Origin of the sequence: Bradyrhizobium sp. MOS003 (assembly GCF_003020125.1) — a bacterium.
Lineage (GTDB): Bacteria > Pseudomonadota > Alphaproteobacteria > Rhizobiales > Xanthobacteraceae > Bradyrhizobium.
In genome coordinates, this window is sequence record NZ_PYFW01000001.1 from 1,211,945 (window position 1) to 1,232,565 (window position 20,621).

A 20,621-nucleotide genomic window follows, 5' to 3' on the forward strand; every position below is an offset into this window, starting at 1 on the left:
CGGACTATGACGATGCAGATCGCCCATTCAGGCCCGCTCATTTCGTCCGACGCGAGGGCCCGCGCACGTGAAGCCCTCACGCGGGACAATCTGCGTACCGAGCCGAAGGCCGTGCGCATCGCCATCATCACGATCGCGATCACGTTTCTCACTGTCTTCGTCGTGCTGCCGCTGGTCGTGGTGTTCACGCACGCCTTCTCGAAGGGGATCGCCGCCTATCTCGCCGCACTCGCCGAGCCTGAGGCGCTGGCGGCGATCAAGCTCACCTTGCTGGTCGCTGCGATTTCAGTTGGTCTCAATCTCGTCTTCGGCCTCGTCGCCGCCTGGGCGATTGCAAAATTCGATTTCCCGGGCAAGACCTTCCTGATCACCCTGATCGACCTGCCGTTCTCGGTGAGCCCGGTGATCTCCGGCCTCGTTTTCGTGCTGCTGTTCGGCGCGCAGGGCTATTTCGGCGGCTGGCTCAGGGATCACGACATCCAGATCCTGTTCGCCGTGCCCGGCATCGCGCTGGCCACCACCTTCGTCACCTTCCCGTTCGTGGCGCGTGCGCTGATCCCGTTGATGCAGGAGCAGGGTACGCAGGAGGAAGAGGCCGCGATCTCGCTCGGCGCCTCCGGCCTGCAAACCTTCTTCCGCGTCACGCTGCCCAACATCAAATGGGGCGTGCTCTACGGCGTCCTGCTCTGCAATGCGCGGGCGATGGGCGAGTTCGGCGCAGTCTCCGTCGTCTCCGGCCATATCCGCGGCGAGACCAACACGATGCCGCTGCTGGTCGAGATCCTCTACAACGAATACCAGTTCATCGCCGCGTTCGCGATCGCCTCGCTGCTGGCGATGCTGGCGCTGATCACGCTGATCGCAAAGACCGTCCTGGAACGTCATCTCGACGAAGGGGAAGACGCAAGTGACCATTGAAGTCAGAAATCTCGTCAAGACGTTCGGCAGCTTCAAAGCCCTCGACGGTGTCGACCTCAAGGTCGAGAGCGGCGAGTTGGTTGCGCTGCTCGGGCCGTCCGGATCGGGAAAGACCACGCTGCTCAGGATTGTTGCTGGCCTCGACTGGCCCGATTCCGGTGAAGTCCTCATTAACGGCGAGGACGCGCTGGCGCAGGGCGCGCGCGAGCGGCATGTCGGCTTCGTGTTCCAGCATTACGCGCTGTTCCGCCATATGACGGTGTTCGAGAACGTCGCCTTCGGCCTGCGTGTGCAGCCACGTGCGGTCCGGAAAGACGAGGCGGCGATCCGGGCGCGGGTCAAGGAACTGCTCGATCTCGTGCAACTCGACTGGCTCGCAGATCGCTACCCGAGCCAGCTTTCCGGCGGCCAGCGTCAGCGCATCGCGCTCGCCCGTGCGCTCGCGATCGAGCCGCGCATCCTCCTGCTCGACGAGCCCTTCGGCGCGCTCGATGCCAAGGTGCGCAAGGAATTGCGCAAATGGCTGCGCTCGCTGCATCACGAGATCAACGTCACCTCCATCTTCGTCACCCACGACCAGGAGGAGGCACTCGAAGTCGCCAACCGTGTCGTTGTCATGGACAAGGGCAGGATCGAGCAGATCGGCTCGCCCGGCGACGTCTATGAAAGCCCGGCAAGCGCGTTCGTCCACGGCTTCATCGGCGAATCCATCGAGCTGCCGGTCCAGGTCGAAGGCGGCGTGATCAAGCTGGGTGACCGGCCGCTTCGGCTGGCGGCGGACGGACTTGCGCCTGGCGCGTCAAAACTGTTCGTGCGGCGACATGACATGCTGGTCGGGCCCCCCGGCAGCGGCGCCTTCGAGGGCGCCGTGCAGCACGTCCGCAATTTCGGTCCCGTGCAGCGCGCCGAGGTCGCATTGTCTGGCGGCGAGACCATCGAGATCGACACCCCCCGCGACAAGGAACTGCACGCCGGCGACAGCATCGGCCTCGAGCCCCGCCGTTACCGGATATTTGCGGGCACTTGAGCCGTCGCGTCGGGTCGAATTTTCATCAAAATTCACCTTTCAGCCACGGTTGGTATGCAACAACGGCCCCTCATTCGGGGGCTCCTCTATGCGCGCTGCGGCCGCGATACTCATTGCTTTGCTTCTCGCCAGCTGTGCCGGCAATGAGGCGCCGATCCAGCAGCAGCCGTCCATGTATGCCGATATGGCGGTCCCGGGCTCCAAGCTCGATGCGCAGGCGGCCGCGATCATGATCTCGCAATACCGCCAGAACAATGCGCTCGGCACCGTCGTCATCGACCCCGACCTGATGCGGCTTGCCGAATCCCAGTCCAATGCCATGGCGGCGGCCAACAAGATGGACCACGACGTCCGTGCGCCGCTGGCCAAGCGCTTGGCCGCCGGCGGATATCCCGCGACCGTGGCGGTCGAGAACATCTCGGCCGGTTATCACACGCTGGCGGAAGCGTTTTCCGGCTGGCGCGACTCGCCACCCCACCGCGCCAACATGCTCAAGAGCGGTGTCACAAAATTGGGCATCGCGGCGAGCTATGCTCCCGGCACCAAATACAAGGTGTTCTGGACCATGATCCTGGCCTCGACGGAGCGGTAAGCCAGACTTGATCCCGGCATACGTTGACGCCGCGGCGGAGGGTCGCCACGGTGGCGCGCCATTTGCTATTGTTTCGTTATGACTGATCATAGCCCGGAATCCGCCAGCATCCCCGCCAATGCGCAACGCGTCCTGGTCCTCCAGGGCGGCGGCGCGCTCGGCTCCTATCAGGCCGGCGCCTATCAGGCGCTGTGCGGCCAGGGCTTCGAGCCGGAATGGGTCGCCGGCATCTCGATCGGCGCGGTCAACGCCGCCATCATCGCCGGCAATGATGGCCCGACGCGCGTCAAGCGGCTCAAGGAATTCTGGGAGATGGTTTCCGCGCCGGTGCCGTGGAAACCGATCGGCAAGAGCGACCACAGCCGCGAACTGTTCAACTCCACCAGCGCCGCGCTGATCGCGACCTTCGGCGTGCCCGGCTTCTTCACGCCGCGGATTCCGCCGGCGCCGCTCTGGCCGCCCGGCAGTCCGCAGGCCGAGAGCTATTACGACACCGCGCCCTTGAAGAAGACGCTGGAGCGTCTAGTCGATTTCGACCGCATCAATGACCTCAAGACGCGTCTGTCGGTCGGCGCGGTCGGCGTCACCTCGGGCAACTTCAAATATTTCGACAATTACGAGTTCAAGAAACTCGGCAAGACCATCGGCCCCGAGCACATCATGGCCTCCGGCGCGCTGCCGCCCGGCTTTCCCTCCGTCGTGATCGACGGCGAGCATTACTGGGACGGCGGCATCGCCTCCAACACGCCGCTCGATTATGTGCTCGATGCCGAGGTCGATCGCGACATGCTGATCTTCCAGGTCGACCTGTTCTCCGCCCGCGGCGATTTGCCGACCTCGCTGCTCGAGGCCACCGAGCGCGAGAAGGACATTCGCTTCTCCAGCCGCACGCGGATGAATACCGACAAGAACAAGCAGCTGCACAACGCCCGCAGGGCCGTGCGCGACCTGATTTCCAAATTGCCCGATTATCTCAAGAACGACCCTTCCGTGGAATTCCTCGCGAAGGTATCGCGTGAAAGCACCGTCACCGTGGTGCATCTGATCTATCGCAGCAAGAACTACGAATCCTCGTCAAAGGATTACGACTTCTCGCATGTCGCCATGGTCGAGCACTGGGAGGCCGGCGTGCACGACGTGCATCTGTCGATGCGCCACAAGGATTGGCTCGAGCGGCCGCAATCCGACGAGACCATGGTGACCTACGATCTCACGGGGGACGTCTCCGCGCCCCCGGCAAAAAGGAGCGAATAGAATGGGTAGTCTGTCAGGCAAGAACGCCGTCGTGACCGGATCCACCAGCGGCATCGGGCTCGCTTACGCACGCGCCTTCGCCGCCGCCGGCGCCAATGTCGTCATCAACGGCTTCGGCTCGCCGGAGGACATCGAGAAGGAGCGCTCCAAGATCGAGTCCGAGTTCGGCGTCAAGGCGATCTATTCGCCTGCCGACATGACCAAGCCCGCCGAGATCGCCGGCATGATCGCACTCGGCGAGAAGACGTTCGGCTCGGTCGACATCCTCGTCAACAATGCCGGCATCCAGTTCGTCTCGCCGATCGAGGAGTTCCCGCTCGAGAAGTGGGACCAGATCATCGCCATCAACCTGTCCTCGGCCTTTCACGCCATCCGCGCAGCAGTGCCCGGCATGAAGAAGAAGGGTTGGGGCCGCATCATCAACACCGCATCGGCGCATTCGCTGGTCGCCTCGCCCTTCAAGTCGGCCTACGTCTCGGCCAAGCACGGCATCGCCGGTCTCACCAAGACCGTGGCGCTGGAGGTTGCGACCCACAAGATCACCTGCAACTGCATCAGCCCTGGCTACGTCTGGACGCCCCTGGTGGAGAAGCAGATCCCCGACACGATGAAGGCGCGCAATCTGACGCGCGACCAGGTCATCAACGACGTGCTGCTCGACGCACAGCCAACCAAGGAGTTCGTGACATCCGAGCAGGTCGCGGCCTTGGCGCTGTTCCTGTGCGGCGATGATGCCGCCCAGATCACCGGCACCAATCTCTCGATCGATGGCGGCTGGACGGCGGAGTAGGGGCCGGAAACGAGGTGCCGTAGGGTGGGCAAAGGCTCGTTAGAGCCGTGCCCACCATTCTCGGTGATCGAGAATGAGCGTGGGCACGCTTGCGCTTTGCCCACCCTACGAGACCGAGAACGAGGCGCCCGCTCCCGTTCTCGCTCAATGCGTCCAGGCCAGCGCCGTCACGAACGCCGACGACAGGTTCAACTCCGCAAACATGATCTTGCCGGCGACCACGAACAACACGCTGGCGAGCGTCAGCCGCAGCACCGTCTCCGGCACCCGCGTCGCGCTGTAACTGCCGACGATGATGCCGGGCAGCGAGCCCATCAGCAGCACGCCCATCAGCGCCCAATCGACGTCGCCGAGCGCCCAGTGCCCGATGCCCGCGACCAGCGTCAGCGGCACGGCATGGGCGATGTCGGAGCCGACGATGGTCGCCATCGGCAGGCGAGGGTAGAGCAGCAGCAGCACGGTGACGCCGACCGCACCGGCGCCGACCGACGAAATCGACACCAGCACGCCGAGCACGACGCCGGTGACGACGGTCGCAATCCCTGTGGTGCGCTCGTCGACCTGTTCGAGACGGCCGCGATAACGCTCCATGATGGACTTGCGGAAGATCAGCGAGGTCGCGGTCAGAAGCAGAGCGAAGCACAGCACCAGATTGATCAGGCTGCGCTCGGAATCGCTTCTGAGGTCGAGCTTCCACAGCACCAGCAGCGTCAGCGCGCTCGCGGGAATGCTGCCGCAGGCGAGGCGCAGCACCGCCGGCCAGTGCACGCTGCGCGCCCAGCCGTGCACCACGCTGCCGCCGGTCTTGGTGGCGGCGGCATAGAGCAGATCGGTGCCGACCGCGGTGGAGGGATGAACACCGAACAGCAGGATCAGCAGCGGCGTCATCAACGAACCGCCGCCCACGCCGGTCATCCCGACCAGGAGGCCGACGCCAAATCCGGAAGCGACGTAGAGTGGATCGAACATATCCGGGGAATCTTAGGTTGATCTCGTCGGTTGGGCAACACGACGTAGAATAAACCTTCCCTGGGGCGCAACCGTTTGGGTCGAATAAGAAAAATTGTGCTGCCGGTCGGAAATGGAAAGATGTTTCCAGTTGTTCCAAGGCGCGCTGCGAAGTAGTCGTTCCCCAAGGGAAGCGAGCAACCGTGCCGCCTATTTACCAAACGGCAGCACGTGCAGCCCCAGCCGCTGCCGCACGATCCAGAACAAGAGCACCGTCTCGAAGCTGAGCGAGATCGAGGTTGCGGCCGCGGCGCCGTGGCCGCCGTAGCGCGGCACCAATGCGATGCAGAGCACCAGGTTCATCACGAAGGCCAGCGCATAAGCGAGCGCGCAGATCTTCTGCTGGCCAAGCATGTTGAGCAGCCGCTCGACCGGTCCGATCGCGGAGCGCACCACGAGTCCGATCGCGGCGACGAACATGATGTCGTAGCCGATCACGAATTGCGGCCCGAACAGCCAGAGCAGTGGCTTGCCGAGCGCGAGCAGCGCGATGGTCGCCGCCAGCGACGGCCAGAACGTCCAGTTGATGGCGTGCGCGACATAGGCCGACAACCGTGCCTTGTCGCCGCTTGCGTTGTATTCGGCGAAGCGGTGCGCCGTGGTCGCCGACATCGCGTAGTGGATGAACGAGACCAGCGCCAGCGTCTTCACCACCGCGAAGTAGACGCCGACCTCGTCGGAGGGGCGGAATTGCTGCAGCACGAGCACGTCGGTGTAGGACAGCAGCAGGTAGAAGCTCTCGACCAGCAGGATCGGCAGCGAGACGGCGAGCCAGCCGCCGATGTCGTAGGTCTTGGGACCGGGCGCGATATGGGCGGCCAGCTTGCGGTTCAGCACCACCATCTGCCCGGTCATCGCGATCCAGACTGCGCCGGCGCTCGCAACCATCGCCGCGACCGCGCCGAGATGGTAGCCGAGCAGAAAGGCAGCGCCCGTGATCGAGATGATCAGTCCCTGGCGGATGATGAATTGCGGCATCAGGCCGAGCTGCATCCAGTCATGCGAGCGCGCGATGCCGTCCTGGGTGTTGGCAACGACGAAGGCGGGCAGGGTCATGCAGCCGATATAGAGCGGCAGCTCTTCGGCCGGGTCGATCCAGGGCGACAGCAGCCTGACGATGCCGGCGAGGGCGAGCGAAACCAGTGTCGACACCGCAAAAGTCAGCCAGCGGCTACCGGAGAGAAAGCCGCGCAGCAACGCCTGTTCGCCGCTGGCGCGATACTCCGGAATGATTTTCTGCGCCGAGGCCGAGATGCCGAAATCCATCATGCTGCCGAGCAGCAGCACCCAGGTCCAGACATAGACGTAGATGCCGTAGTCGGACGTGCCCATCCAGCGCGCCAGCAGCACCTGCGAGACATAGGCAAGGCCTGCGCTGATCACGCGGATGATGAAGATGGTGCCGGCGAGCCGCCGCGTCAGCGACGCCTCGCTCGAGCCGCCAGTCAGCCTGGCCCGTAGCCGCGCGATCAGCGCGGCCGGTCCGGTCGTCGCGGGTTCTGCATCCATCACGGCCACGAACAGTCCCCCAGGGCGCCCGCATGCTGCGGCAGGCCTGGGAATTAGCAACCATTCGTTAAGATTCGGTTGGGTGAGACGTTGCCCAATCCACCTGCGGTCAGGACGACGACTACTCCAGGTTCGTATTGAACTCGTACGACTTCTCAGGCCCGACCAGTGTGAACTTCAGCGCGGCGCCATCGGGCTTGGCGCCCGGCGGCAGCCCGTCAAGCTCGAACGAGAAACGCTTCACGCCAGCCGGGCTGTCCTTGACCGGCTCCGGAATCGGCAGTGCCCAATCGGGCGTGGGCCCTTCCACGTACAGATTGACGTTGCCGCTGTCGGGCACAACGACGTCCACCACCACGTTCTTGGGCCCGTCGCGCTTGACGTCGCGGATGGTGAGCGGATTGGGATCGCCGATATTGGCGGGCTTGGGCACGGTGTCGAGTGCTGCACGCAAGTTGGCGTCCTCGGTCGAGGCGACGCTGTTGAAGCCGAGCTCGACGCTGGCCTCGACGGGAATGCAGAGTTTTTCGCACACCGCGTAGTTGATCTCGGCGCGCAGCGTCACCGGCTTGTCGGCCGCCTTGGCGACGATGCGCAGGGGCAGCACAATCTGGTCGTGATAGCCGATCGAATGACCGCCGGCGCCGTCGTCGAATTTTTGCGGTGCGGGCCACATCACCGTCACTGCTTCGACATTGTCCGATTTCGAGAAGTCGAACCGCGGTGGGACGCCGGAATCGCCGGGCATGCGCCAGTAGGTTTTCCACCCTGGCTGGATCTGGAATGCAATACCGCCGAGCAGGACCGCGCCGCTGCGCGATCCCGCGAGCAACCGTACCGCGGAATGTCCGTCGCGCTGCCACGGCGAAGCGTCATCGGCGCGAGCTGCGATGGCAAGCGACGACGCAAGCAGGGTTGTCGCGACGCCAATCGCCGCACGCAGGGGAACTCTTGTGAGCATGATACGTCTTTACAGGGTCCCCCCTGGGCAAACCATTGAATTGCTTGTGATGGAGCCATTTGAATCCGGTCCCTGCAAGCCTTGATTTGACAGCAGCCCGGCCCGACATCAGGATAGGAATTGAAACCGGAGTGCTTCACCGATGGCTCCCACAGGCAAGAGAACGGGCGAAAGCACCCGCAGCGCGGGGCCCGCGCTGCCCAATTCAGCCGGTTATCTCGACGGCCGGCTGCTGATCGCGATGCCCGTCATGGGCGACTCCCGCTTCGAACGTTCGGTCATCTATCTCTGTGCGCATTCGGCGGAGGGGGCGATGGGTATCATCGTGAACCATCCGGCCGGCAGCATCGATTTTCCCGAGCTGTTGCAGCAGCTCGGCATCATCAAGAAGGGCGAGCACATCAGGCTGCCGGAGAATGCCGAAAGCATGAAGGTGCTGCGCGGCGGCCCGGTCGATACCGGCCGCGGCTTCGTGCTGCATTCAAGCGACTTCTATATCGAAAACGCGACGCTGCGGATCGACGATGGCGTCTGCCTCACGGCGACCGTCGATATCCTGCGCGCGATCGCCAACGGCTCGGGTCCCAAGCATGCCATCCTGGCGCTCGGCTATGCCGGCTGGGCGCCGGGCCAGCTCGAGACCGAGATCCAGAGCAATGGCTGGCTGCATTGCGATGCGGACGCGGATCTGATCTTCGGTGACGACGTCGACGACAAATACGGACGCGCCCTGCGCAAAATCGGCATCGATCCCGGCATGCTCTCGAACGAGGCCGGGCACGCGTAGTTGGTGATGAGTGCAGCGACGCTCTCACAGCCGTCATTGCGAGCGTAGCGAAGCAATCCAGAATCTTTCCGCGGTGGCAGTCTGGATTGCTTCGTCGCAAGAGCTCCTCGCAATGACGACAGCGCCTACTCCGCCGCCTGCTGCTGCACCGTAGGCTCGGTTCCCGCCACGGTTGCCCTTCGCATGTCGCGGGGCTGCGACTGGTCGTAGCGGCGGACGCGGTGCATGGTCTGTCGGTTGTCCCACATCACGAGGTCATGCAGCTTCCATTTGTGGACGTAGACGAACTCTGGCTGCGTCGCGTGCTCGTTGAGGTCGCGCAGCAACAGCCGGCCCTCGGGCACGCTCATGCCGACGATCTTGCCGGCGTGGGATGAGAGATACAGCGACTTGCGGCGATGCACGGGGTGCGTCCGCACCAGCCGCTGCAACACCGGCTTGAACATTTCCTTCTCGTCGTCGGTGTATTCGGTGAAGCCAAGCGATCCCCGCGAATACATCAGCGAGTGCTCGCAGACGAGGTCATCGATCTCCGCCTTGGTCTCATCGTCGAGCGCATCATAGGCGGCGCGCATGTCGGCGAATTCGGTGTTGCCGCCCTTCGGGTTCACCACGCGCGCCGACAGCAGCGAGAATTTTGCAGGGATGGACCGGAACGAACTGTCGGAGTGCCACAGGCAATTGCCGAGGTTGAAAAGATTGGCGCGACTGTCCTTCGGCAGCGGCTTGCCGTCCTTGCCGAGGTTTGAAACATCGTTCAAGCCCGAGTTGAGACGGTATTCGCTGGCCTTGGTAATGTTGCCGCCACGCGCATCCTCACGCTGACCGAAGTTCAGCGCAAAAGCCATCTGCTGCTCGTCGGTGATGTCCTGGTCGTGGAAAACCAGTACCGCGTATTTGTCCATCGCGGCCTCGACCTCGCGCGCCTCGACCTCGGTGAGGGGCTTTCGCAAATCGAGGCCGGAAACCTCGCCGACAAAATGCTTGTGAAATTGCCGGATGGCGATCGTCATGACGTTCTCTCCCGCATGTCGCGAGCGGTTGCTCCGCTCTTCGGTGAAAAAGCTACTCCCGAAACGGACGTTGTCAACGCGTGGAGCGCATGCCTCTCACGCGTTCCGTGCCATCAGGCCGCCATCGACCGGGATCACCGCGCCCGTGAGGAACGACGCGGCCGGCAGGCACAGACTCAGCGTCATGTGCGCGACCTCCTCGGGATCGCCGTAGCGGCCGAGTGCGGTGCGACGTCTGGCATAGATCGTCTTGTGCTCTTCCGAGATGCGATCGGTGATCCCGGTGCGGATCGGACCCGGGCAGATGCAGTTGACGGTGATGCCCTCGCGGCCGAGTTCGACCGCGAGCGAGCGGGTGAGGCTCGCCACACCGCCCTTCGCAGCCGAATAGGGGCTGTGCAATGCGGTGGCGCCGAGCGCCTCGGTCGATGCGATGTTGACGATGCGCGGACAATTCGACTTGCGCAAATGCGGCAGCGCGGCGCGGATGATACGCGGATGCGCGGTCAGCATCACCGCGATACCCCTGGCCCAGGAATCCTCATAGGCTTCGTCGTCGATCGCGACGCGCACGGAGATGCCGGCATTGTTGACGACAATGTCGAGCCCGGCGAAATGTGCCGCGGCATCATTCACCACCCGCTTGATCTCGCCACCGTCGGCAACATCGAGCGTCCAGGCTTTTGCCGAACCGCCGCTCGCCGCGATCTCCTTCGCGACGGCGAGCGCGCCTTGCTCGTCATAGTCGGTGACGGCAACGTGGGCGCCCTCGGCGGCGAATACGCGCGCGGTGGCGCGCCCCATGCCGCTGGCGGCGCCGGTGACGAGAACGGTCAGGTCCTTGACGGACCGGCTGAGCTGCTTGAACTCGGACATGCTGTTTCCTCGGAAGCCCGCTTGTTCTTGTTATGATTGACAAGGCTGGCATCGATCCGCAGACAGGTCAAACAAGCAAGACAAAGGGAGAGGCCGCGATGGCGAATGAGCTCGATTTCTCAGGCAGGCAGGTGCTGGTGGTCGGCGGTTCGAGCGGGATCGGCAACGGCATTGCGCAGGCGTTTCGCACAAGGGGCGCGGCTGTTGCCGTTTGCGGCACGCGCGCTCACGCGACGGAATATTCAGCTGAAGAAGGCTCCAACCTCACCGGTCTCGCTTATGCGCAGCTCGACGTCAGCAACCCCGCTGCGATCGAGGCGTTCAAGCCGTCCTTCGAGCGGCTCGACGTGCTCGTGCTGGCGCAGGGCGCCGTACTCTATCGCCGCGGTGAATTCGAGATGAGCGGCTTTCGCAAGGTGGTCGAGGTCAATCTGATGAGCCTGATGGCTTGCGCGACGCGGTTTCATTCCATGCTGCGGGATGCGAAGGGGGCGCTGATCATGGTGTCCTCGACCGCGGCCTATCATTCCACCATGGGCAATCCCGCCTATAACGCCTCGAAGACCGGCGCGGTCGGATTGACGCGGACGCTGGGCGAGGCCTGGGCGGAAGACGGCATCCGCGTCAACGGCATCGCGCCGGGACTCGTCGACACCAAGATGACAAAGGTGACCACCGACAATCCTAAGCGGCTCGAAGGCGCGCTCGCGCGCATCCCCCTGCGGCGATTGGGCACGCCGGCTGACATGGCGGGCGCGGCGCTGTTCCTGGCCTCGCCGCTGTCGTCCTACATCGTCGGGCAGACGCTGGTCGTCGATGGCGGGCTGATTCTGTAGCCGACCTTAATCCTTCTTCACTTTCGTCCCGCGATGGAACTGCGCTGGGCCTGATTGGTTAGCTGGGCTGACCCCCGAGGAGGACCATCATGGATACGGATCGGATTGTTGGAGCGGCCAAGGACTACGCAGGTAAGGCGGAAAGCGCGATCGGAGACATCGCGGGCGATTCCAAGACGCAGGCATCGGGCAAGGCGCGGGAAGCCGCGGGCACCGTGCAGAATCTCTACGGTCAGGCCAAGGACGCCGTGCGCGACGCCACGGACACCGCGGCCAGCTACGCCAAGGACGCCTATGACAACAGCGGCGACACTTTCCGCGACGGGTCGCAGGCGATTGCCCAGAAGGTGAAGGACAACCCGCTCGGCGCGCTGATGGTTGCCGGCGGTATCGGCTTCGCGCTGGCGCTGCTGATGGCGCGCCCCGCCCGCCGTCCGCCGCAGCGCTGGCGTTATTGACCCCAGTAAGGCAACGTCTCTCGGGCCCCGGACGCAATGCGGCGTGCAACGCCGCTTTGCAGAGCCGGGGCCCATTCTTTTGCGAATGTGGTGACGAGTCGGGTCCCGGCTCTGCCTCACATCACCAAGATGTGCAGCTGGGCGTCCGGGACACGGGCCCTTGCTTACCGGAACACCTCGGCCGAGCGCCCGACGTTACCCGGCGGACGCGGAATCCCCGGATTGGCGTTCGGATTTGGGTTGCGCGGCGCAGGCGCCAATTGACGCGGCGCAGGCCCCGGCTGTGGCGAACCGAAGCCGAAGAAATCACGCATCGACGGTTGGGTCTGTGCCGGCTGCTGCACCGGCGGCTTCTTGGGTGCGAGCTTTTGGGGCGCGATCACCGCGGCTGCGCCCGGCGCGGGGGAAGCCGCACCGCCATCAGGCGTCGTCGCGGCAACGGGCGTATCGCCCTTGGCCTGCTCGCGGCCGACTTCGCGGCGGGGCCAGGCGTAATCGTCAGCACGGCCGGCCGGAGCCGCCAGCGGCTCACCCTTGACCATCGTCTTTGCAGCCAGCGCGTCGACGGCGGCGGGACGCGAGCCCGGGCCACCGAGCAATTGATCGGCCGAGATCGAGGCTGCAACCAGCGGCACGATCGGCCCCGCCAGCGGCCGCGGTGCGGGCTTGCCGGGCTCGGCGCTGGTGTCCGGCGTCGCCGGCTCGCTCGGCAGCGCGATCGGGCCGGAGCGTCCTGCCAGGAGGCGCGTAATCTCGCGCTCGACATAGTGCGCCAGTTTGCGCGCGCCGGGCTTGGTGAAGTAAACGCCGTCACCGCTGCGGAGCTGGCGGATCTGACCTTCGAAGTCCGGGCCCTTCTGCAGGAAGCGGCCGGCCTCATCGACAAAACCGTCCCAGACATCGACATAGGTGATGCCGGCTTTGGCTGCGCCTTCACGATAGAGCGAATCCAGGAACAGCATGTCCGCGGTGCCCTTCGGGCCGCGGATCGCAGGCAGGCCGACCCAGAGCACCGGCACGCCCTTGCTCTTGAGGACGCCCGCGAGCTCTTCGATCTTCTTGCCGTAAAGCTCGACCCAGCGCTCGTCGCGGAATTCGTAGAGGCCGTTCGGATTGCGCGCGGTCTTCTCCGGCGCGGCCGCCGGCGTGTCGGCGTTGTCGGCATCGTCCTGCGGCAGATCGGCATCGGCAGGCTTGTCGTCCGGCTTGGCGGCGGTGTCGTTGCCGGGCTTGGCGTCCGCCGGCTTCGCTGGCTGTTTGGCGCGCGCGCCCTTGTCGTTCTTCTTGTCCTTGTCTGCGGCGGGCTTGTCCGTCTTGTCGGCGGCCGGCTCGCGGATCGCGCTGCGGTCGTTGAGGCCCAGCATGACGACGATCACGTCGGGCTTTTCGGTCTCGAGGATGCCCCTTGCGGCAGCCGTCCAATCCGCGGGCTCGCCGCGCGGCTGGTACCTGATCAGGCCCGACGTAGTCTTGTGCTTGCGGATCACGCCCATGTCGGGCTGCTCGGTGTAGGCGTCTTCCAGACCATAAGCGAGCCAGTCGGCCATGGCGTCGCCGATCACCAGCACGTTCTTCTCGGGGATGGTGTCGCGCTTGGCGGGCGAGGGCGCGCGCGAAAAATCCTGGCGCGGCGCTTGCGGCTGTTGCTGCTGGAACGGTGCAAAGAAGTCGCCGCCAAACCAGCCGCCGCCTCCTCCACCGCCGCGTTGTGGCGGCGGCGCCTGGCGTTGCGGCGGGCCGCCGAAGCCGGGGAAGTTGAAGAATTGCGCCGAGGCGGGCCCCGCGACCGAGACCAGAATCGCAAGCGCCGTCCCCAGCGCGATCAGCGGGCCGGTCTCAGTCAGCACCTTGAACAGGGACTTGGGCTTCGACATGCGATCTCGGGCCAGCGCAATGGGGGTCTAGAACAGGTCCCATATAATACCGGAATCAGGCCGCAAACGGGCAAATTCCATCGCCATAAATCGCGCGAAGGGGCCGCGGGTCAAGGCCGAGCCGTGCGACGTCGATGGAAACGGTTACCGGCCGGGAGCCGGGGCGGCGCGGATCGACCCCAATTGTGATCCATCCGACAACCTGAATGATAATTTCGGTATAAAATCCTCCTGTAATTGCAATTATTCCATTTCAGCAACGTCGATATGTGGAGCCTTAGCCATGCAGGACATGACGAAGTCGCGTGCGCAAGCGGAGCAGTTGCTCGATAAGCAAGCGGAGCAGTCCAAGGCGAAGCGGCCGCAAGGCCATGGACGAGTCGAGCGCGGTCTGGATGCGGTGGCCTACCACCCGGAAGGTTTTGGCCGGTTCGGCCGGATGTTCCCCGAACTCGCCCGCGCCCGTTTCGGCGACACCCTGTCTCAGGAGCAGGAGGTCATGAAGGCGATCGCCGCCACTATGATCAAGACCGGCGATCTCGGCGCTCCGATCGACGAGGCAGAGCCGGTGGACGAAAATCCGGCGATCTCGGCGGGCTATACCTATTTCGGGCAGTTCATCGACCACGACATCACCTTCGATCCCGCCTCCGACCTCGACCGTGACAATGATCCCAACGCGACCGAGGATTTCCGTACGGCCCGGCTCGATCTCGATTCCATCTACGGGCGCGGACCGGCGGATCAGCCTTATCTGTACAATCCGGACCTCACGATCAAGCTGGGCTTCGACAAGACGCCGGCCTACATGAAGGGCAAGAAGCGCTTCGACGTGCAGCGCGCACCGCGCGACGAGAGCGGCGAGGTCGACGATGCGCACCAGGATTGTCCCCGTGCCATCATCGGCGACAAGCGCAACGACGAGAACAACATTGTCGTACAGATCCATGCGCTGTGGCAGCGGTTTCACAACAGGACCATGCTCGATCTCGCCAAGCCCTCGACTGCAAAGGGAAACGAGCGCCCGGGCATCACAGGGCTTGCGGCTTTCAACACGGCGCAACGCATCGTGCGTTGGCACTATCAATGGGTGGTTTTGCACGACTTCGTGCGGCGCATCGTCGGGGACAAGATGTTCCACGCCGTCTACAATGGCGGCAAGCCGGACATTCAGTTCTACAAGCCGGAAGCCGCGCGCTATCCGTTCATGCCCGTTGAATTCTCGGTCGCGGCCTATCGGTTCGGTCACTCCATGGTCCGGCCGAGCTATTCGCTCAGCGCGGCGATACCGCATCAGAAGACGAATTCACTGGATCGGCTGCCCATCTTCAAGCCGAACTTCACCTGCGACGATGTGCAGAGCCTGAACGGCTTCCGACCGGCGCCGCCGGAATGGGGCATCGACTGGAGCTTCTTCCTCCCCGATGTGAAAAGCGACTTGCCGAAACCGACGAAAGAGCTCCCGTTCGGAACTTTCATCCGGCCGCAACCGGCCTATCGGATCGACTCGATGCTTGTCGACCCGCTGGCCAGTTTGCCGGATCTGCGCAATGAAAGGTCCGATCGCAGGTCGCTGCCGAGCCTGAATCTCCAGCGCGGCATAGCGCTGGGCTTGCCCAGCGGGCAGGCGGTGGCGCGGCGCATGGGTTTGACGCCGCTGACCGACGAGCAGCTCTGGATCGACGAGGGAAACCTGACGGACGAGGCCGCGGTGAAGGCACGCCGCGAGATGTTCAAGGCGAATTTCGCCCAGCTGCATGAGAATGCGCCGCTCTGGTACTACATCTTGCGCGAGGCTGAGCTAACCGATCAGGTCAAGACCGCCTTCGAGGACGACAACAAGAAGAAGCGTACGGCAAAGCTCGGCGGCAGCCGGCTGGGCGACGTTGGCGGCCGTATCGTCGCCGAGGTCCTGATCGGTCTCGTGGTCGCTGACAGCCAGTCCTATCTCGTACAGGTCCCGAACTGGCGGCCCAAGGTGAAGGACATGTCGGTCCCGGGAGCCAGGTTCGAACTCGCCGACGTCGTGAACTATGTTGACAGCTGAGCACCGGCGCGGCGGCGATTTTACCGTCCTCGCAGCCGTTCCAGGGCGTCGGAGGAGGCAAAACCGTCCGCGGGCACTCCGATCGAGGCCTGGAAATTGCGCAGGGCTTCCCGGGTCTGGCCGCCGAACTGGCCGTCCGGGGTGCCCTTGTAGAAGCCGCGTTGGGCCAGCAGCTGCTGCAGCTCCAGCCGCTCGGTGCGGGACAGCTCGCGTTCCTGCCGCGGCCAGGGCTGCACGAAGGGCTGCCCTCCGCGCAGGCGGTCGGCGAAATGGCCGATCGCCAGCGCGTAGGCCTCGGCCGGGTTATATTTCATGATGACCCGGTAATTCTGCAGCATCAGGAAGCCCGGCCCCTGCGCGCCGGCGGGGGCCAGCAGGTAAGCCTTCTCCGCCGGGTGCGGGAATGGCTGGCTGGTCGCCCGCTTGAGCCCGAGCTTCTCCCATTGCGCGATCGGCATCGCCTTGGCGCGGTCGGCCAGCATGTAGTTGAAGCCCTGGGGCACCACGACCTCGAAGCCCCAGGTCTGGCCGGCCTGCCAGCCGTCTTTCTTGAGGTTGTTGGCGGTCGAGGCAATCAGGTCAGTGGGGTTGTCGACGACGTCGCGCCTGCCGTCGCCATCGCCATCGACGGCAAAGCGTTTGAAGGCGGTCGGCATGAACTGGGTCGGGCCGAAGGCGCCGGCCCACGAGCCGCGCATCTGCTCCGGCCTGAGATCGCCGCGGTTGACGATCTCCAGCGCTGACAGGAACTCGTCCTTGAAATAGGCCTGGCGGCGGCCGATGCAGGCCAGCGTCGCGGTCGATTGCAGCACGCTGCGATCGCCCATCTGCGTCGAGTAATTGGACTCGATGCCCCAGATCGAGGCGATGATGTAACGGTCCACGCCGGTGGCCTTCTCGGTGGCGTCGAACTGCGCCTTGTATTTGGCAAGCACCTCGCGGCCCTTGGCGAGGCGGTTGTCGTTCACGAGGATGTCGAGATAGTCCCAGATCGACTTGGTGAACTCCGGCTGCGAGTCCATGAGGTCCATGATGCGCAGATCAGGCGAAAGCCCGGCCGTGAAGCGCTGAAAATTCTCCTGCGTGACGCCGCGCCGCGCGGCATCGGGCCACATCCCGGCGACGCAATTGCTGAAATTGGAGGCCGCCTCGCGGATCGCCGCGGCCGTCATCAGCGGATGGCCGGAAGCGCCGTCCTCGCCGCTCCAGGGGAGGGCGCCGCCGGGACCGGGCGGGGCTTGCGAGGGCGCCGGGTTCGCACCTGAGAAGATGCCGCCGAACAGGTTGGACAGGCCGTTCTGCGCCTGGGCATGCGCGGTTGCGGGAAGCAGCAGCGCGGCCGCCATCATCATCGCGCCGGTCGCCGATACCGTCCGTCTCGCCCGCCCTGTTACCGATTGCATCATGCCCTATCCGCCGGCTCCAAAAATCCGCCATCAGGAGGCCTGGTTACGGTTGCCAATAGCTTAACAAAGGTGAAATTTTGGTGGCGGCCTTTTTCTTAACTCTGCGCGGATGAGGCCCCACATCCGCCTTTGTTGGCGGCTGCAAACAGGCTAGCAAGATGCCATTGCTCCGTTCCCGGCTCCGTTCCATCTGCCCCCCAGGTATTCGAACAATCCCATGAAAATTCGCAAAGCCGTATTCCCCGTCGCCGGCCTCGGCACCCGCGTCCTGCCCGCCACCAAGGCGATGCCGAAGGAAATGCTGACCATCGTCGACAAGCCGCTGATCCAGTACGTCTATGACGAGGCGCGCGAGGCCGGCATCGAGCACTTCATCTTCGTCACCGGCCGCAACAAGAGTGTCATCGAAGACCATTTCGACCGGATGTACGAGCTCGACGCCACGCTGGCCGCGCGTGGCAAGAAGGCCGAGCAGGACGTCCTGGCGCAGAACCAGCCCGAAGCCGGCGCCGTCAGCTTCACCCGCCAGCAGGCGCCGCTCGGCCTCGGTCACGCGGTCTGGTGCGCGCGCGACATCGTCGGCAACGAGCCGTTCGCCGTCGTGCTGCCCGACGAGCTCGTGCTCAACTCGCCCGGCTGCCTCAAGCAGATGATCGATACGGCCTCGACGCTCGGCGAGAAATCCAACCTGGTCGCGGTCGAGGCGGTGCCCGACCATCTCACCCATCAATACGGCATCTGCGGCGTCGGCAAGCGCAACGGCAAGATGTTCGAGGTCGACGGCATGGTCGAGAAGCCGGCCAAGGGCACCGCGCCCTCCAATCTCTCCATCACCGGCCGCTACATCCTCCAGCCCGAGATCTTCAAGATCCTCGAAACCCAGGAGCGCGGCGCCGGCGGCGAGATCCAGCTGACCGACGCCATGATCGGGCTCGCCAAATCGCAGAAATTCTACGGCGTCGAGTTCGAGGGCGAGCGCCATGATTGCGGCTCCAAGCCCGGCTTCCTCCGCGCCAACATCGCCTACGGCCTGAAGCGCCCCGAACTGCGCGATGGACTGATCGCGGAGATGAAGAAATATCTGGGCGAGTAGCTGCCACACATTCCGCTGTCGTCCCCGCGAAGGCGGGGACCCATAGTGCGTGATCCATCGATCGCGTTTGGCAGCAGTACCGAACGACGAGTCTTCGCCAAACTTTTCCCTGGGGTTATGGGTCCCCGCCTTCGCGGGGACGACACCGAGACTGTTGCGAATTGCGTCGCGCTCAACCGCGCTGAGTAGCGTGTCTCACGCCACCAGCGACAGCTTCGGCAGGCTCGCGACCACCGACTGATTCCGTCCGCCGGCCTTCGCCGCATAGAGCGCCTTGTCGGCGGCAGCGACCAGGATCGCCCAATCCATGCCGGTGGTGGGAACGAGGCTGGCGACGCCGCAGGACACCGTCGAAATCACCTCGTCGTCGGACCAGCCCTGCACCTTGGCGCGGATCGTCTCGGCGACCTTGAAGGCGTCGGTGGCAGACGTGTTCGGCAGCAGCACGGCGAATTCCTCGCCGCCATAGCGCGCGGCGCAGTCGCCGGCCCGGCTTACCGAATCGGAAATGCAGATGGCGATGCCGACCAGCACCTGGTCGCCGGCCTGGTGGCCGAACGTGTCGTTGTAGGCCTTGAAGTGATCGGCATCGATCATCAACAGCGCGACCGGCGCCTTCTGGCGCATGGCGCGCCGCCATTCGACATCGATGACGGAATCGAACTTGCGGCGGTTTCGCAGGCCGGTGAGCGCGTCCGTCGTCGCCATCTCCTCGAGCTTGCGCTCGGCCTCGGCGCGGCGGCCGATCTCGCGCGCGAGCACGAGCGTCGATCCCAGCACGAACAGGATGAGCGCCACCACCACGGCACCGATCCGGTAAGCCTCCTTCCGCCACAGCTCGAACACTGCGCTCAAGGGCTTGCCGGCAACGACGAACAGCGGGCTGGTGCCGCTGCTTCGAACATACAGCCTCGGGGTCGTGTCGACGGGACCCTGGCCGGCATAGGCGCCGCCGACGCGCAGATTGTCCGCCTTCCAGTCCTGGCGCGTGCCGAGGTTCTTGCCGATCACGTCGAGATCGAACGGCCGCCGCATCATGATGGTGCGGTCGCGGTTGAGCACGGTGATGGTATCTTCGGGGCCGAGGTTCAGCCGATCGAACAATTCGTGGAAATAGCTGAAGCGGATCGAACCGGCGACGACGCCCATGAAGCCGCCATCGGTGTCGTTGATGCGCCGGCTCAGCACGATCGAATAGGCGCCGCGAAACAGCATGGGACGGCTGACGAACAGTCCGGCTCCGGGGTTGTCGCGATGGACCTTGAAGTAGTCCTCCTCGCTCCGGTTCTCCGGTGCAGGATCGAGCGTGGAGGCGTCGATCGTCAGCCTGCCCCCGGCATCGAACACCTGGATGGCGCCGAAATGCCGGGCGGTCATGGCATGGTCGAACAGGATCAGGTGCTGGATCGGCTTCGAGACGGTTGCCAGCTCGGGCAGCAGCATGTTGCTGGCGACCGCCTTCAGAGACAGATCGTAGATCTCGATGTTGCGGCCGATGTCGGACTCGATGGTCGTCGCCAGGTTCTCCAGCGTCTGGCGGGCGAGCGCCTCCTCGCCGCGGCGCATGTCGAGCATGACGTTGACGCAAATGGCGGAAAAGCCGATCACCGTCACCACGGACGAGATGATCAGCAGTTTCGCCGAAATCCGCCACGGCCGCCGGGCCGTGACGTCGCGCCATCCAGACAGCATCTTTTGCTCCCGATCCTGATGGATGCGCCCGAAAGCTTGAGTAGTGTTTAAGGAAGGACGGCGCTGCCGCAATGAGTTAAGGATCGGTTTACACCGGTCACGGTTTTGGGCAGACCTCGATGGGACCGTCGGGGGTTCGGGCGAGAGGACGATTGTGAACGACTACGACGCGTTGCGCGACTATCTGCTGCGGCAGAAGCAGGCCGAATTCGTCCTGAGCTTCGAGCAGATCGAGGAGATCATCGGCGCCGCCCTCCCGCGCGCGGCCAACCGTGCCTCATGGTGGGATACCTCGCGCAGCCCGGATATTCAGATGCCGCAGCGCGAAGCCTGCCTCGCTGCAGGCTTCAAGGCCGTGCGGATGCCGGACGGCCAGACCGTGCGGTTCACGAAGATGAAGAGCGAGCGACGCAGGCCGGGCTGACGCGTCGGGATCTCCTTCTTCTTCCCTCTCTCCTTGCGGGAGAGGGTGGCTCGCCG

General features: G+C 64.4%; 19 protein-coding genes. 11 read left to right on the forward strand and 8 right to left on the reverse strand.

The features are described from left to right. Positions 1 to 6: 6 nt before the first annotated feature. From cysW to C7G42_RS05840, 5 genes are all read left to right on the forward strand, one after another. Positions 7 to 918 carry a sulfate ABC transporter permease subunit CysW gene (gene cysW, locus C7G42_RS05820; protein WP_106948058.1) on the forward strand — a complete coding sequence of 304 codons (912 nt, stop codon included), beginning with the start codon at positions 7 to 9 and terminating at the stop codon, positions 916 to 918. Further along, entirely contained in the window at positions 908 to 1,945 is a 1,038-nt protein-coding gene (locus C7G42_RS05825; protein ID WP_106948059.1) for a sulfate/molybdate ABC transporter ATP-binding protein, read from the forward strand. The genes cysW and C7G42_RS05825 overlap by 11 nt, the downstream gene beginning before the upstream one ends. A gap of 88 nt (positions 1,946 to 2,033) precedes the next feature. Beyond that, entirely contained in the window at positions 2,034 to 2,537 is a 504-nt protein-coding gene (locus C7G42_RS05830) for a CAP domain-containing protein (protein WP_106948060.1), read from the forward strand. A 78-nt stretch (positions 2,538 to 2,615) separates the two neighbouring features. After that, complete coding sequence (locus C7G42_RS05835; protein WP_106948061.1) at positions 2,616 to 3,791, forward strand: DUF3734 domain-containing protein; 1,176 nt, start codon at positions 2,616 to 2,618, stop codon at positions 3,789 to 3,791. Position 3,792: 1 nt separating this feature from the next. Next, positions 3,793 to 4,581: a 3-hydroxybutyrate dehydrogenase gene (locus tag C7G42_RS05840; RefSeq protein WP_106948062.1), complete on the forward strand. Its 789-nt coding sequence runs from the start codon at positions 3,793 to 3,795 to the stop codon at positions 4,579 to 4,581. A gap of 144 nt (positions 4,582 to 4,725) precedes the next feature. On the opposite strand, the gene C7G42_RS05845 is transcribed toward C7G42_RS05840, so the two are convergent. The 3 genes from C7G42_RS05845 to C7G42_RS05855 form a co-directional block, all read right to left on the reverse strand. After that, positions 4,726 to 5,550, reverse strand: coding sequence for a sulfite exporter TauE/SafE family protein (locus C7G42_RS05845; protein WP_106948063.1), 825 nt, complete (start codon positions 5,548 to 5,550; stop codon positions 4,726 to 4,728). A gap of 189 nt (positions 5,551 to 5,739) precedes the next feature. After that, positions 5,740 to 7,107: an oligosaccharide flippase family protein gene (locus C7G42_RS05850; RefSeq protein ID WP_502694179.1), complete on the reverse strand. Its 1,368-nt coding sequence runs from the start codon at positions 7,105 to 7,107 to the stop codon at positions 5,740 to 5,742. 112 nt (positions 7,108 to 7,219) lie between these two features. Beyond that, positions 7,220 to 8,059, reverse strand: coding sequence for a protein-disulfide reductase DsbD domain-containing protein (locus tag C7G42_RS05855; protein ID WP_106948065.1), 840 nt, complete (start codon positions 8,057 to 8,059; stop codon positions 7,220 to 7,222). Positions 8,060 to 8,201: 142 nt separating this feature from the next. Between C7G42_RS05855 and C7G42_RS05860 the strand changes: the two genes are divergently transcribed. Then, positions 8,202 to 8,846, forward strand: coding sequence for a YqgE/AlgH family protein (locus C7G42_RS05860; protein WP_106948066.1), 645 nt, complete (start codon positions 8,202 to 8,204; stop codon positions 8,844 to 8,846). A 125-nt stretch (positions 8,847 to 8,971) separates the two neighbouring features. Here C7G42_RS05860 and C7G42_RS05865 read toward each other — a convergent pair whose 3' ends face one another. Together C7G42_RS05865 and C7G42_RS05870 are read right to left on the reverse strand one after the other, a co-directional pair. Further along, positions 8,972 to 9,859 carry a TauD/TfdA dioxygenase family protein gene (locus tag C7G42_RS05865; RefSeq protein ID WP_106948067.1) on the reverse strand — a complete coding sequence of 296 codons (888 nt, stop codon included), beginning with the start codon at positions 9,857 to 9,859 and terminating at the stop codon, positions 8,972 to 8,974. A 96-nt stretch (positions 9,860 to 9,955) separates the two neighbouring features. Further along, positions 9,956 to 10,735 carry an SDR family NAD(P)-dependent oxidoreductase gene (locus C7G42_RS05870; RefSeq protein ID WP_106948068.1) on the reverse strand — a complete coding sequence of 260 codons (780 nt, stop codon included), beginning with the start codon at positions 10,733 to 10,735 and terminating at the stop codon, positions 9,956 to 9,958. 98 nt (positions 10,736 to 10,833) lie between these two features. Between C7G42_RS05870 and C7G42_RS05875 the strand changes: the two genes are divergently transcribed. Together C7G42_RS05875 and C7G42_RS05880 are read left to right on the forward strand one after the other, a co-directional pair. Then, positions 10,834 to 11,571, forward strand: coding sequence for an SDR family NAD(P)-dependent oxidoreductase (locus tag C7G42_RS05875; RefSeq protein ID WP_106948867.1), 738 nt, complete (start codon positions 10,834 to 10,836; stop codon positions 11,569 to 11,571). Between the two features lie 89 nt (positions 11,572 to 11,660). Then, complete coding sequence (locus C7G42_RS05880) at positions 11,661 to 12,029, forward strand: CsbD family protein (protein ID WP_094976768.1); 369 nt, start codon at positions 11,661 to 11,663, stop codon at positions 12,027 to 12,029. Between the two features lie 164 nt (positions 12,030 to 12,193). On the opposite strand, the gene C7G42_RS05885 is transcribed toward C7G42_RS05880, so the two are convergent. Beyond that, positions 12,194 to 13,903: an SGNH/GDSL hydrolase family protein gene (locus C7G42_RS05885; protein ID WP_106948069.1), complete on the reverse strand. Its 1,710-nt coding sequence runs from the start codon at positions 13,901 to 13,903 to the stop codon at positions 12,194 to 12,196. 283 nt (positions 13,904 to 14,186) lie between these two features. Here C7G42_RS05885 and C7G42_RS05890 point away from each other — a divergent pair, with 283 nt between their 5' ends. Continuing rightward, on the forward strand, positions 14,187 to 15,950 hold the full coding sequence (locus C7G42_RS05890) for a peroxidase family protein (protein ID WP_106948070.1): 1,764 nt from the start codon (positions 14,187 to 14,189) through the stop codon (positions 15,948 to 15,950). Positions 15,951 to 15,970: 20 nt separating this feature from the next. Here C7G42_RS05890 and C7G42_RS05895 read toward each other — a convergent pair whose 3' ends face one another. After that, positions 15,971 to 17,356 carry a lytic murein transglycosylase gene (locus C7G42_RS05895; RefSeq protein WP_199580667.1) on the reverse strand — a complete coding sequence of 462 codons (1,386 nt, stop codon included), beginning with the start codon at positions 17,354 to 17,356 and terminating at the stop codon, positions 15,971 to 15,973. Positions 17,357 to 17,573: 217 nt separating this feature from the next. On the opposite strand from C7G42_RS05895, the gene C7G42_RS05900 reads away from it, so the two are divergent. Beyond that, positions 17,574 to 18,449: a UTP--glucose-1-phosphate uridylyltransferase gene (locus C7G42_RS05900; protein WP_106948071.1), complete on the forward strand. Its 876-nt coding sequence runs from the start codon at positions 17,574 to 17,576 to the stop codon at positions 18,447 to 18,449. Between the two features lie 195 nt (positions 18,450 to 18,644). Here C7G42_RS05900 and C7G42_RS05910 read toward each other — a convergent pair whose 3' ends face one another. After that, positions 18,645 to 20,141 carry a sensor domain-containing diguanylate cyclase gene (locus C7G42_RS05910; protein ID WP_106948073.1) on the reverse strand — a complete coding sequence of 499 codons (1,497 nt, stop codon included), beginning with the start codon at positions 20,139 to 20,141 and terminating at the stop codon, positions 18,645 to 18,647. Between the two features lie 154 nt (positions 20,142 to 20,295). On the opposite strand from C7G42_RS05910, the gene C7G42_RS05915 reads away from it, so the two are divergent. Further along, complete coding sequence (locus C7G42_RS05915; protein ID WP_106948074.1) at positions 20,296 to 20,565, forward strand: DUF7662 domain-containing protein; 270 nt, start codon at positions 20,296 to 20,298, stop codon at positions 20,563 to 20,565. The last annotated feature ends 56 nt before the right edge of the window (positions 20,566 to 20,621 follow it).